We start from the raw sequence: 13,753 nt of genomic DNA on the forward strand, positions 1-13,753 counted from the left end.
TTGCCGGAATTTTCAGTTCCTATTATATCACAAACGCAGAAAGCCGATAGAAAGCTTAGTGTATCATATACCCGATATGTATTCACAGGGTGTATTTGAAAATTTTGTATTATTGTGCCCGTTGTAAGGCCGTTTATTCGATTAAGGGGAAATCATGCAATGATTGGACAACAATGGATGTATATCAAGCTTATCGGCTCACATCATAGAGGGTGGCTTGCAGGTAATACAGATTGGTTAGTACATGTGGTCAGCCTCATATGTGCAAGTGTACTAGCTTTTTTGCTGGTTATCTACAGTTACATCTTATGGATGAAATATAGCAGTAGACGCAGGGAAAAGGTTAAGACGGTACTGATGCAGGAATTACTTTCCGAAGATTCGGTGTTACAGCAGTATCTGGGCCAAGGAGAAGTGAAAGCTGACTTACTGAATATGAGTGGAGATCAACAGAGCGTTTTGCAGCAGTTGTTATTGCAACGGCTCGCTCAAGGTCCGGCAGAGCATGAGATTCTGCGAATTCGTCTGTTATCCTGGCAAGTCTTTGGAAGTTCATACCGGTCGGTTCTGAAGACGGGAAAGTGGAGTGAACGGGTCAACACGTTGTTATATATTGAACAGTTTCATATGATAGAGCTTCTGCCCAGGTTAGAGGATATGCTCCGGGTTACTTCCTGTACGCCGCTTGAACGCTTCATCATATTGCGCATATATGCCAGAACCGGTTATTTCAGAATCGTGAAGGAATTGTTGCGTGAGCAATATGTATGGTCCGATTCGCAGTATCTGCAGATTCTGCTGTTGCTTACCGATTCATCCTGGACTCGTCTGAAGGATCATTTTAAGGATGTACCTTACCAGATCCAGTCTAATATCGTCCATGCCATTCGTATTCGAGATGACCAGACGGAGGGTGCCGTTGTTCTACTGGAGAAGCTCATTCTTGGAGAGGATGCGTTGCTGCGTACCCACGCTTATCAGGCATTGGCTCAAGTGAGCAGAGGTCGCGAAGAGTTGCTGAAGGGGCTATTGCTGGTATGGAACGAATCTGGTGAGGAGAGGCAACGCTCTGAAAGACTAACAGTGACCCAGCTTATGGGTACTGTTCATGCGGATGCTTTTATTCCTAGACTGAAGGTAATGATGGGTGATCCTTCTTTTCAGATCCGACAGGAAGCGGCGAACTCTCTTGCCCGGTACGAGCAGGGACTTGAAGAGCTCCGGGATACGGCTGTAAACCATCCGGATAAATATGCAAGGCAGATAGCGGAGGAAACGCTGGAAAGGATGCAGTATGGACGAAAGATGGATTGAGATGCTGCGGAGTTTTGTTTTGGCATGTTACGAGGGGATATTTATCTATCTGGTGTTAGCGATTGTGATGTGTAGTGTTCTGGTCGTTGCTGCCGCTCGCACATTGATCCGCCAGAGGGATCTGGACCCGCTGCAATATCATGAGATGTTGGATGAAGAACTGGCTCCTGCGGTATCCCTGCTTGTTCCGGTGCGGAATAGCGAGGATACGATCGTACAGCGAATCAGCTGTCTGTTGGATATGCAGTATGCACGTTATGAGGTTATTATCATTAATGATGGATCAGAGGATGAGACCATGCGGCGTCTAAAAGAAACCTATGATCTGATGCCCATTCGGAGTAAAGTTCATTATTCGGGACTCGGTCAGGAGACGGCTCAGATTAAATGTGTCTACCAATCCAGATTACATCATCGTCTGGTTGTGATCGACAAGGCGTATGGGGGACGAATGGACTCCCTGAATGCCGGTCTGAATATCTCGCAATATCCTTATATCGCCTCTGTTGGACCCAGGACAGTTCTGGAACGGGATGCATTGGTGAAGATTATGAAGCCCGTTATGGATGCTCTCCCAGGAGAAGAGGTCGTTGCTTGTAGTGGACGAGTAGATCTCATGGCCTCCAGAAATACGAATCAAACGGATTTAACCCACAACGGCGCAAGAAGGACGGGCAGTACGTTGTTTGTAATGCAGACCATTGAATACGTGCGTGCTTTTCTGATTAGCGGCGTGGGACTTGTTCGTTATAATATTAATGTGCTTTTATTTACGTCTGAAGTATTCGGTATATTCAAAAAGAACCGGGTGTTGGAAGTTGGAGGATACAAGCGCGATGACCAGGTCGCTCACATGGAACTGGTGATGCGGTTGCAGAAACATATGAAGCAGATTCGGAAACGTGGCCGTATTATATATATTCCCGATCCGATCTGCAGGGTAGAAGTACCCGGTACATGGCGTCAGCTGTGCAGACAGCGTATCGGTTGGCACATGCAGCTTGCAAGCAGTCTATGGACTCAGCGGAGCATGATCTTCAATCCGGCCTATGGCTGGATGGGTATGGTATCCATCCCTTATTTTATTTTGATCGAATTGTTGGGGCCTGTGTTGGAACTGGGAGCGATCGTGCTGTTCATTGCAGGCATAGGGCTACAGTGGGTGGATATTAACCTATGCATCATTCTCGTTCTGCTACTGACCCTCTATGGTTCCTTGTTGTCCGCAAGTGTGGTGATGTTCGAAATATGGTGTTCACGCAAGGTATATACGTCCCGAGAGGTGACACGTCTGCTGTTGTATGCATGTACGGAGACGTTCTGGTTCAGACCGCTGAATAACATATCCCGTATATATGGCATGTTGCAGGCTATGGGATTGCGGAAGGCAGAGGAAAAGGACAGCAGACATGGATTAGGGTAATCTAACGATCGATCCTGACAATACCTTGGAACAGAGCAAGGAGGAATACGCTTCATGAAAAAAAGTTACAGGCCAGCCACGATGTGGACGTTGGCTTGTTTTACAGTGGTATCGGTGGTGCTGGTTGTCCCCTGGATTATGTGGCAATCCCAGGCCCCGGTTTCACTGAACATCATGATTATTGACAAGAGCAGACCGGACTTGTCCTATCAGGGGCACAAGGGGTTGGTTTGGCTTCTGAATCAACAGAAGATTGTACAGCACACAGGGGAATACTACTCGTATGAAGAGGATTATTACGGCTATGATCTTCAGAACGGGCTTCCACGGATGAAGCAACTGCTGCCTGATGAGGTGACAGATACGGATCTGATCTATCTGACGGCGAATCGGAGTAGTCTGTCTGCACAGAAGAGTGAAGGGAAACAAGGCGGAATCTATGAAGGATTAACGATATATGATGTGCAGAAAATCCGCGAGGCTGCGTATAAAGGGGTAACGATTGTTGCCGAATACAGTGCATTGGCAAATACGGCTTCCAAGATGACAAGAGAGCAACTATACCCCATCTTGGGTGTGAACAGCAGTGGATGGCAAGGGAAATCGGTATCTAATCTGCAAAGTATAGAGGAAGTACCCCGTTGGATTCGGACGAACTATGAGCAGCAGGAGAAGAAGAAATGGTCTTATCAAGGAGCGGGTATGCTGCTGATCCATATGGATGGACAGGTTATGGTACTGGAGAAAGGTCCGGATGTGAAGACAGGCAATATACAGATTGCATTTACACCGGAAGGCAGCGATTGGAGCGGTATAACCCAGGATATACATTACAATGGCTGGTTTGATATCATTGTGCCGCAACAGAAGAATTCCATACTGGCCTGGTATAAGACGGATCTGACGGAGACAGGCGAGCAGAAGCTGGTGGATGCAGGAATTCCGGCGGAATTTGCTGCACTTGTCCGATATGACGACTATAATCGGTCGTATTACATGGCAGGGTCCTTTGGAGAGATGAAGCATTATTCCTTCTGGCGCCGAATCCGGGGATGGGAGGTCGTCCGGTCCAAGCTTACGCCAGATCAGAAAGATATTCCGGACATGTTCTACTGGAAGGTGTACGTGCCCGTGATGAAGCATATTTTGAATGAAGTGCAGGATGGACGGCAGCAATGGCCATAGATAGGCTATCGAGAACCGTTTCAATGGAAAGAGGGAAACCAGCGTCCATTCCACCTTTCGAGAGGAACGGGAGATGTACATATTAGAGAAGTGCGTAGATGTGAAAGGCAAAAGTGCGGTTGAGAGACAGGGCGTATCAAGTAAGGATCAGATTGCCAGGTGAAATGGGACTGGGACTGGGTAGATCGAATATGTTTCAGACTCTTACCGCCCTGAACAATGGGAGTTGTAGCTAGATCCAAAACAAAAATTATCCCGCTGCGGCGTACATGTAGTGTGAGCTATAAAATGATTCGTATTAGGACACGTATTAAAGTGTGCATCACGAACAGGGTAAGCTCCGTATCTAGAATCGCAACAATGTGTGCACTGAACTATAGCGTGATCTATACATGAATAGTAATAAAACATGTACTACTATGTGCATTATGATCAAGGTAAGATCCTTATCTAGCCATGTATCCGCATCCGCATGATCAATACAATTTGGAGCATGATCGCTCCGTATTTAGCTCCATAACACAATGTGTGTCTGGACTTATGCGCCAATATGATGAGTGGACGAGTGGTCTATGGCATCGTGATCTGAAGCACCGTACGTAGCACATTCTAACGAACTGAGCACATCTTTTTGGGCCTAATTTGGTACGTTGGTAAATGTAACGAATCACAGACACGTTAAATGACGGAATACACTCATTATTCCTGTCCCGCAGCCAGTTTTCTGCGAAATAGGACGTGTGGAGTTCGTTAGTTGTTGTTATTCGCTCTAATTGCCATTATAGAGTGTCCTCGGTTCGTTAGATTTTGGTCAGAGGGTACCGATCATGGCATCACGCAACCGAGGCGCCCTTTTTCTTCTGTATTAAATGAAATTATAAAGAAAGAAATTATAAAGAACACAAGCCGATGAAAGATGAATTCAAAGTGGATGTTAATTTGTTAAAAGTCATTGGCGCAACTATAACATTATTACTGCCAAATCTATGGGATGTACCAGTACAGGGCAATGTAAAAAGGACTGCAGATCCTCTGCAGTCCTTTTTCATGATGCAATGCGTGTCATACTAGTCCTGGTGAAGATGCCGGAGTCCGTGCAGGAAGGCGGATACGGTCAGACGCAGACTTTCGTCCGGATCAAAGTTCATGCCGAAGCCGCCCTGTGCCTCAATGGAGGCAAATCCATGGCAGAGGCTGCGCAAACCACGAACGGCGTGCAATGCTTCCGCTTCGGTTAGCGGGTAGGGCTGCAAGCTGTGCAGCAGCAACTCCAGCGTAGCTGTGCTGGCCGCGGCGAGCTGTGGCTCCTCGCGATCCGGGGCATGAAATGAGGCTTCGTACAGCCCGGGGTGCTCGCGGACGAAGCCAATGTATGCCGCAGCGATGGCCTGAATGGCATCATCGCCAGTGCGGTCAGCGATAGCCGCGGTTAATGCGCGGCTAAGCTGTTGCACGGACATCAGCGCCATTTCCTGGCGAAGCCCGGGAAGTCCGCTGATGTGGTTGTAGAGCGACGGCGAGCGCACATCCAGCCGCTGTGCCAACGCGGCCAGTGTCAGCGCCTGAAAGCCGTCGCTGTCAGCAAGCTGGGTGGCAGCGCTGAGCAGAGCGCCGCGATCCAGCCCTTGCCGGGGGCTCATAGTTGCCCCCCGGCAAGATCAAACCGCTGCTGTGCATCAGCGGTTGCCGCGCGCATGGCGGCCGCGGGCTGGCGCAGCATCCGTCCGTGGCCTACAGCCAGCACGGACGGTTCCAGCTCCGCCAGGCGCTTCGCGCTGGCCAGAGCCGCTTCGCGGTTCCACGTCGCCAGCGCGGGGAACGGGAAGAGCGGGCGCACGCGGCCGGATACGGCAAGGCCGCCTTGCAGCTGGTACGCGTCGCCAGCGATGAGCACGCGGCTGCGCGTATCCATGAAGGACATATGCCCCGGCGTATGTCCTGGTGAGGCAACGGCGACCAGTGAACCAATCTGGTCACCGTCATCCAGCAAGTGGTTTGGCTGGGTGCGCACCGCTTTGGGCTTAGGCACGCCGCCGCGTACCGGGGTTTGAGGCTCACCGGGAAGAAGGGAAGTATCACCCGTCAATAGACGTGCATCTCGTCTGGAGATGAAGACCTCGGCTTGGGGCAGTGCCTCTGTGAGACGATCCAACGCACCAATATGGTCGCTATGCGCGTGAGTCAGAATGATCTTGGTAATGGGCTTTCCAAGGGACTGGGCAGTTGCCAAAATCCCCTTAAGACTGACCGGTATTCCGGCATCAATCAGGGTTAAACCATCTTCCTCTTCAACCAGGTATACGTTCACAGGGAAGAGTCTTGGGAAAAACGTAACTTGAACGACATCAAATTCTCGGGTAATACGCATCGTTAAGCCCTCCTAAAAACTAATGGTATTAGTATAATAACTAATGGGATTAGTTTTAGCAATACCTGTTGTTTAATTTATTCAAATAAAAAAAATTTAAAATAATGATGCACTTTACAAAAAAAGCGTTTTCAAATTGGGGAATACCGATTATAATAATCACGTAAGCCCTTTCATATGTCTATCTTATTGGAGCCCTTCGCGTAGCGGAAGGCTCACTTTTTTGTTCTTTTTGGATTAAAATGAAGACGGGATGTTCATCCTAGCTTAATTATGTTGATGAGCTGTAAGTATTGGTATAACAGGAAAAATCACGTTTGATCTCCATGCTGGGTGAAAGTTGACAAACATAACTGTTATTCATATAATGACAGTTATACTTACCTTGAGTTGGAGTTCATCGGTGTTGTAAGCCGGGAAGGAGTAAGTTATGAACAGTGAATTTACCATAGCGGTGCATTGTCTTGTTTTTCTGTCGATGAGAGATGAGTGTATGGCCAATAGTGAAGATTTGTCCCAGAGTGTGGGTACACACCCGGCCAGAGTCCGTAAGGTACTTAGTGTTCTGCGCAAGCATGGTTACCTGACGACCAAGGAAGGTGCTCATGGTGGATACTTGCTTAGCCGTCCAAGTGAAGAGATCAAGCTGGGAGAATTGTACAGACTGGTAGCTGGTGGTTCACTCGGTCCCAACTGGTGCTCAGGGGAGTCCGGTTCATCATGCGTGGTATCTTCCAATATGCAGGATGTGATGGGGAACATTTATAATGGTGGCGAAGAGGCGCTCAGCGCTTATTTTGATCGTATATCCATTCAGGATGTGAAAGAACGCATAGGTCATGGGGAAACGTTAAACTTATCGCTGAAGGGATTATCTGCAAAGGAGAAGTCCTGACGGAGTCCACAACGAATGGTCCTCCATGAATATGGTCTTGGTTTAGTCAGGCATGGTGGACAAGTTACGGCATGGGCGTATGCTCCGGTGAAAGATCCATTGATGTTCTCAAGCGATTCCGGGCATAACCTGAACACAGATGAGGAGAGATCGTCTGCGCTGATGTTATTTTCGGAAGGAAAATCCCTGGTAGAGTAAACTTCGAGATCACCTTGCGAAAGTAAAAGAAGTATAAACAAACTAGATTCTGGGGAGTGGAACACATGTCAGGCATTGAAAAAAATGAAACACTTCGCGTTATTAGCGAACGCCATGCTGTCAAAAAGTACGAAAAAGGGTTTGAATTGCCTGAAGCTGATCTCAATGCGATTCTGACAGCAGCTGCGGAAGCACCATCTTCATGGAACCTGCAACACTGGAGATTCCTCGTGATTGAATCCGAAGCAGACAAAGCGAAATTGCTGCCAGTTGCTTACGGTCAAAGTCAGATCGTGGAAAGTTCGGTTACGATTGCTGTTCTTGGAGATTTGGAAGCAAACCGTAACACCGTAATCTACGATCAAGCTGTTGAAGCAGGCGCACTGACTGCTGAGGTTCGTGACGCATTGGTTGGACAGATCAACGGTGCTTACCAAAGCCCGCAAATCGCTCGCGATGAAGCGATCCGCAATGCATCTTTTGCTTCCCAAAATATTATGATTGCTGCACGCTCCCTGGGTTACGATACATGTCCAATCGGTGGATATAATCCACAAAAACTGATGGAAACATTCAACATTCCTGCACGATTTGTGCCAACGTTGTTGATTACAGTAGGTAAAGCTGCACAGCCAGCTCGCCCGTCAGGACGTTTACCGTTGTCTGAGGTAGTTGTTAAAGGTTCTTTCTAAGTTAGAAAGTTAAATCTGATGATTGCATCAGTGATATAGGTATAATACAAACGGCCGCACTTTCCTGTTGAGGGAAGGTGCGGCTGTTTGGCATATTGGGGTTGTATGGAAAAGGCCATTCATTGGGACCCCAATAGATCGGATTCACCACTCAAGTGAGTTCTTAGCTTCCACCATGAAATGATTACTTCTCAGGTGTTTCCGGGATTTGTGGTGCATGGAACGATTCCATGTACTCGATTGCGTTATACATCATCACTGCTGCTTCGGCGCGAGTAATCGTTTGTTTTGGATTGAAGTTTCCGTCGGCATCCAGTTCATTGATTTTGAGAACGAGTGAACGCTGAATGGCACCTTGATATTCTGGCGTAAGTTCCTTTTCGTCGGTAATGTCCACAGGTTTGATATTAATCATCGGCAGACCGCCTTTGGCCTCTATGCCTTGCATCAGGAACAGTGTGAATTGTTCACGAGTAAGCGGTTTGGACGGATCGATATTCTGTGACATCTGAATGCCATTATATTGTGCGCGGATAAATGCATCACTGTACCATACGCCATCTTTTACAGCAGAGAAGTAGTCACTTGGTACCGGCATTTTGATAAAACGAATCGTGTCCAGATTCAGATTCAGGCCGTCCGCAATCAGTTGAATGCCCTGAGCGGTATTTAACTCCAGTTCAGGTTTGAACAAGCTGTCACTCACACCTTTGATGAATCCATCTTTATGGAGAGATTCGATTTTGTCTGCTCCTGCGATACCTTGAATATCCGTGAATTGGGCCTGCGCAGCGTTGATCGGGCCTGCACTTAGAGACAGCGTGAGCAGAGCTCCCGCAGTTAATGTAGCAAGTATATTTTTTTTCATGATAGGTTCGCCTCACTTTTCCAGGGATGATCCCTTTATATAAAAGTTATTTGCCCCTATAGACGACCCTTCTGTTCAAAAGGTTGCTGGAATTTTCCAACTGAATTCATAATCATTCAGATAGGGCTAAGTAAAGGCATTGCCTCTAACCTTTGGATTTATTTCGATAATCTGTGGGTGAACGTCCCATCATTTTGCTGAACAGACGGGAGAAGTAGTAAGGGTCCTTGAATCCAAGCTCGGAGCTGATCTGCTTCACGGTCCAATCGGTAAAATCCAGATAGCGGCAGGAATGTTGAATCTTCAGCCGCAGGAAATAATCGATGGGCGAATGCCCCGTAGCTTGCTTGAATAACTGAGAGTAATGAGGGACAGACAGCCGCGCGTGAGCCGCCAGTTCCTTGAGGGTGATTCCATTCTCCAGGTGCTCCAGCATATATTGAACGGATTGTTCGGCCGCACGTTTGCTGCTCACGATCCCACCATCTGACCCTGTCGTCTCCGGTCCATAAGCGAGCATGCCCAGCATATAGCCAATAATCTGGGAGGCATACGTCATCGTCTGCATGGAGTAACCCGTCTCAAGTGCGCCGTAACATTCATGAAAAAGCTCAAGCCATTTCTGAGCCTTGGCCGGTGGCATGGTAGTAATATGATGAGTTAACAAGGGTTCTATGTAGGATAAAGCGTGTTCCCCGCGCAGATGAATCCAGAAGATGCTCCATGGTTCAGCTGCGTTGGCTCCGTACACATGGGGGACATGTGCAGGTAATATAACGAGGTTTCCCGGGCTGACATCATATGTCTTGCTGCCATCCATCGTATACCAGCCTGTGCCTTGGACACAGTACATCAGAATGTGTGATTCACAACCATTGGGACGGTCACGGTAATGATGCTCTGCCTCGTGAAAGTAACCGATATCGGTAACATATAATCCGGACGTGACCGGATAAGCTGCGGTTTCTTGCAGCAGGGAGTCCGGAAGCACAATGAGTTTTTGCATACGAAATCCGTCAGATTTACGCTGTAGGGGTGGTCTGTTGTTAGGTCTCATACTTTGTATTATGGTGAGAGGCGATAAGGGAGTCAATGACAGATATGAGAGCGCTCACCGGAGGTGTTCTCGATTTAGAAAGCCACGTTACAGGAAGTGAAGCAGTTGCCCGTGAATTGGGTAAGTACATACCAGTGGGAAGAATCAGAACAGTGAATATACAAGATAAGGGAGAGATTTAGATATGGAACCAGTCAAAAAACAGGAAACGCTTTTCTATACAGGTACGTATGCGTCAGCGGATGAACCCGGAATATTCCTATGTGCATTGAATGCGGATACAGGAGAGATGCGAATCGTCAATCACATGGATGGTGTGGATAATCCGTCTTATCTGGCGCTAAGCCCGGATGGAAACTGTCTGTATGTGGCGAGTGAGACGGACGAGGGAGAGGTGTTGGTCTATCGGAGAGATGCGGCAACGAGCGAGCTGCACCTGATGGATCGAAAACAGACCAGAGGGGCTTCTCCATGTTATGTGTCTGTCTCCAAGGATGGTCAGTGGGTGTTCTCATCCAACTATAGCAGCGGCAGTGTCAATGTATTCCCGGTTGGCGATCAGGGGACGCTTGGTGAGATGAGTGCATGGGTGGAGCACACGGGAAGTGGAATCAATGAAGAACGCCAGGAAGGGCCGCATGCACACTCCATTCAACCCGATCCGTCCGGGCAGTATGCTAACGTATGTGACCTCGGTCTGGATCAGATCATTGTGTATCGCTTGGAAGAGGGACGTCTGGTTACCCATCGTGAGATGGATCAGCCACCAGGCGCAGGGCCAAGGCATCTTGTGTTCCATCCCAACTCGAAGTGGGCTTATGTGATCAACGAATTGGACAACACGGTTACGGCATTCCTGTACGATGAGCGCAGAGGGGAGTTCACTACGGTACAGCACATTTCCACACTTCCAGAAGGGCATAAAGGAGAGGGTACGGCTGCAGACATCCGTGTATCTCCATGTGGACGTTTCCTGTATGCATCCAATCGGGGAGATGACAGCATCGTGCTCTATCATATTGATCAGGAGAGCGGTAAGTTGGAAGCTGTAGAGTGGACGTCCACGATTGGGCAGACACCGCGTAACTTTAATATTTTGCCAGGTGGGATTCTGGTCGTGGCGAATCAGGACAGCAATAACCTCGTAGGTTTCCAGATCAGTGAAGAAGACGGACGTCTGACGCATAACGGGTTCAAGCTAGAACTGCCTCGTCCGGTATGTATTGCGCCTGTGGTATAAAAGTTGTAATACGGTGAAGTAAACGTGGAATATTACATCTAAAAAGTGGTCTATAAGCTGTAAAATCATGGAGAAACACATGGTTTTACAGCTTTTTTAGGCTTTTTATGCGAACATGGGAATCGTCCCATATCCGTGAGTCAGTTGATTGCGACTCCAGTCGACTGAAGCAATTCGAAGAATGGGCAACGGCTAACCGAAGGAGAAATCCTTTGGCATTTTTCATATGCCAACCATTCAATTACTAAATCAGACCTATAGATGGAATTATATGTTTAATTTAAAATGAATATATTAAAGCGCTTACATAAAAGATGGCGCTACAAGGGCATCGGGCTTACCAAACCAATTGGGGAGGCAATTGTTTATGGGGAATCGATCATCATTGTGGAAGCGCACATTACGTACAGTAGGAGTATCGTTGTTGAGTTCCGCGTTACTGATTACTTCGCTTGGCCTTGGCAACACGTCGGTAACACATGCAGCGGGTCCAAGGCAGATGGAATATCTGGATCGCGGTGTGGTGGCTGTGAAGACCGGGACAGGTGTGTTTATCAGTTGGCGGCTTCTGGGAACGGAAGGATCGAATGTATCGTTTAACGTATATCGGGATGGAACCAAGGTGAACGCATCGCCCATAACAAACAGCACCAACCTTCAGGATGCAAGCGGGACGAGCAGTTCCAAATATACGGTTCGCGCTGTCGTCAGTGGAACGGAGCAAGCTGCTTCAGCGGCTGCAAGCGTATGGGGCAATAACTATCTATCTGTACCGCTCAGTGTACCTGCAGGTGGGACAACGCCCGATGGAGTAGCCTACACCTACAGTGCCAACGATGCCAGTGCAGGTGACCTGGATGGTGATGGTGAGTATGAATTGATCGTGAAGTGGGACCCTTCCAACTCCAAGGATAACTCCCAGAGTGGTTATACCGGGGAAGTGTTTATCGATGCCTACAAATTAAACGGAACACGCCTCTGGCGGATTAGTCTGGGCAAAAATATCCGAGCGGGTGCTCACTACACCCAGTTCATGGTGTACGATCTCGACGGTGATGGCAAAGCCGAAGTTGCGATGAAAACAGCCGATGGCACCAAGGATGGCACTGGCGTGGTCATCGGGGATGCAAGCAAGGATTACCGCAATTCTAGCGGTTATGTGTTGTCTGGTCCCGAATTCCTGACGGTTTTCAATGGGCAGACTGGCAAAGCGCTCTCCACGGTGAACTACGAACCGGCGCGTGGCAATGTATCCAGTTGGGGGGATAACTACGGCAATCGGGTGGACCGATTCCTTGCCGCCATTGCTTATCTGGATGGAGAGCGCCCAAGTCTGGTCATGGCGCGTGGGTACTACACCCGCACAGTGCTCGTGGCTTATAACTGGCGGAATGGACAGCTGACCAAACAATGGACATTTGATTCCAATACCTCCGGTAACTCGGGTTATGCCGGGCAGGGCAATCATAATCTGAGTGTGGCGGACGTAGATGGAGATGGGAAAGACGAGATCGTTTATGGTGCCATGGCAGTGGATGACAACGGCAAAGGATTGTACACAACAGGGCTTCATCATGGCGATGCCATGCATCTGAGTGACCTCGACCCGGACCGCCCTGGACTTGAGGTATTTCAGGTTCATGAGACACCGTCCAATGCCGGCGTTGAGTTCCGTGATGCAGGTACAGGCCAGTTAATCTGGGGAGTCAAAACAACAAAGGATATTGGACGTGGCATGGCGGCAGATATCGATCCAAGATATAAAGGCGCTGAAGTATGGGCAGACGGCAGTCTGTACACAGCCAAAGGGCAGAAACTCGGGACAACCTTGCCGTCCTCCACGAATTTTGGCATCTGGTGGGATGGGGATCTGCTCCGTGAACTGCTGGACAGCAACCGAATCGATAAGTGGAACTATGCTAACAGCACAACGATGAACCTGCTCACCGCTTCCGGCGTTTCTTCGAACAACGGTACCAAGTCTACGCCGAATCTGCAGGCCGATCTGTTCGGGGACTGGAGAGAGGAAGTGGTATGGCGGACGAATGACAGTTCAGCACTGCGGATCTATACCACAACAGCAGTTACGGACAAACGCATCTACACGCTGATGCATGATCCAGTGTACCGTCTTGGCGTCGCTTGGCAAAATGTAGCCTACAATCAACCGCCACACACCGGTTTTTATCTGGGAGAAGGCATGAGCACACCACCGGTACCCAATATCCGGTATGCAGGCAGATGAGGAGTGGACAAGGTGTGGCTGTCCAATTCCGTTCATGTTTCAATAGCCAGCGAAGTATGGGATTCGCTGAAGGGAGCAACGGACGCTGGTTCGTTGTTCCTCTTTTTTTACCAATAGCCCAGAAATACGGTAAAAATCGGAAAAAACGTTTGACAGGTATATAGACTGCCTTTATTATACGTATATAACTTACTAAACAGGTAGGAATAATAAAAATGAATTTGTTTTCATTGTGAAAACAGTCATTTTACAGACAGATGCAACCATG

12 protein-coding genes are annotated in these 13,753 nt (G+C 48.4%); 8 read left to right on the forward strand and 4 right to left on the reverse strand.

Annotated features, from left to right (window positions below):
- Positions 1 to 159: 159 nt before the first annotated feature.
- The 3 genes from NST38_RS02645 to NST38_RS02655 are packed head-to-tail and all read left to right on the forward strand — an operon-like array spanning position 160 to position 3,922.
- Positions 160 to 1,314 (forward strand): HEAT repeat domain-containing protein, encoded by a 1,155-nt coding sequence (locus NST38_RS02645; RefSeq protein WP_076254450.1) that lies wholly within the window; start codon positions 160 to 162, stop codon positions 1,312 to 1,314.
- Positions 1,295 to 2,737, forward strand: coding sequence for a glycosyltransferase family 2 protein (locus tag NST38_RS02650; RefSeq protein ID WP_083685134.1), 1,443 nt, complete (start codon positions 1,295 to 1,297; stop codon positions 2,735 to 2,737). Before NST38_RS02645 ends, NST38_RS02650 begins: the two co-directional genes overlap by 20 nt.
- Before the next feature lie 54 nt (positions 2,738 to 2,791).
- Entirely contained in the window at positions 2,792 to 3,922 is a 1,131-nt protein-coding gene (locus NST38_RS02655; protein ID WP_076254452.1) for a hypothetical protein, read from the forward strand.
- Positions 3,923 to 4,989: 1,067 nt separating this feature from the next.
- Here the strand turns inward: NST38_RS02655 and NST38_RS02660 are convergent.
- Positions 4,990 to 5,562, reverse strand: a complete 573-nt coding sequence (locus NST38_RS02660; protein ID WP_076254454.1) for a TetR/AcrR family transcriptional regulator — start codon at positions 5,560 to 5,562, stop codon at positions 4,990 to 4,992.
- On the reverse strand, positions 5,559 to 6,290 hold the full coding sequence (locus NST38_RS02665; protein ID WP_076254456.1) for an MBL fold metallo-hydrolase: 732 nt from the start codon (positions 6,288 to 6,290) through the stop codon (positions 5,559 to 5,561). Before NST38_RS02665 ends, NST38_RS02660 begins: the two co-directional genes overlap by 4 nt.
- A 430-nt stretch (positions 6,291 to 6,720) precedes the next feature.
- On the opposite strand from NST38_RS02665, the gene NST38_RS02670 reads away from it, so the two are divergent.
- The 3 genes from NST38_RS02670 to NST38_RS02680 all read left to right on the forward strand — a co-directional run bounded on the left by NST38_RS02670 (position 6,721) and on the right by NST38_RS02680 (position 8,075).
- A complete protein-coding gene (locus NST38_RS02670; protein WP_047840338.1) occupies positions 6,721 to 7,185 on the forward strand; it encodes an RrF2 family transcriptional regulator in 465 nt (154 codons plus the stop codon).
- A 15-nt stretch (positions 7,186 to 7,200) separates the two neighbouring features.
- Positions 7,201 to 7,383, forward strand: coding sequence for a hypothetical protein (locus tag NST38_RS02675; protein WP_047840337.1), 183 nt, complete (start codon positions 7,201 to 7,203; stop codon positions 7,381 to 7,383).
- A gap of 65 nt (positions 7,384 to 7,448) precedes the next feature.
- Positions 7,449 to 8,075, forward strand: coding sequence for a nitroreductase family protein (locus NST38_RS02680; protein ID WP_036607468.1), 627 nt, complete (start codon positions 7,449 to 7,451; stop codon positions 8,073 to 8,075).
- 184 nt (positions 8,076 to 8,259) lie between these two features.
- On the opposite strand, the gene NST38_RS02685 is transcribed toward NST38_RS02680, so the two are convergent.
- Together NST38_RS02685 and NST38_RS02690 are read right to left on the reverse strand one after the other, a co-directional pair.
- Entirely contained in the window at positions 8,260 to 8,943 is a 684-nt protein-coding gene (locus tag NST38_RS02685) for an S-layer homology domain-containing protein (protein ID WP_076254458.1), read from the reverse strand.
- 145 nt (positions 8,944 to 9,088) lie between these two features.
- On the reverse strand, positions 9,089 to 9,949 hold the full coding sequence (locus NST38_RS02690) for an AraC family transcriptional regulator (RefSeq protein ID WP_179087964.1): 861 nt from the start codon (positions 9,947 to 9,949) through the stop codon (positions 9,089 to 9,091).
- Positions 9,950 to 10,184: 235 nt separating this feature from the next.
- Here NST38_RS02690 and NST38_RS02695 point away from each other — a divergent pair, with 235 nt between their 5' ends.
- Complete coding sequence (locus tag NST38_RS02695; protein WP_076254463.1) at positions 10,185 to 11,240, forward strand: lactonase family protein; 1,056 nt, start codon at positions 10,185 to 10,187, stop codon at positions 11,238 to 11,240.
- Positions 11,241 to 11,607: 367 nt separating this feature from the next.
- A complete protein-coding gene (locus NST38_RS02700) occupies positions 11,608 to 13,485 on the forward strand; it encodes a rhamnogalacturonan lyase (protein WP_051449820.1) in 1,878 nt (625 codons plus the stop codon).
- The last annotated feature ends 268 nt before the right edge of the window (positions 13,486 to 13,753 follow it).

The organism is Paenibacillus sp. FSL H8-0104 (assembly GCF_038050215.1).
Classification (GTDB): Bacteria; Bacillota; Bacilli; order Paenibacillales; family Paenibacillaceae; genus Paenibacillus; species Paenibacillus amylolyticus.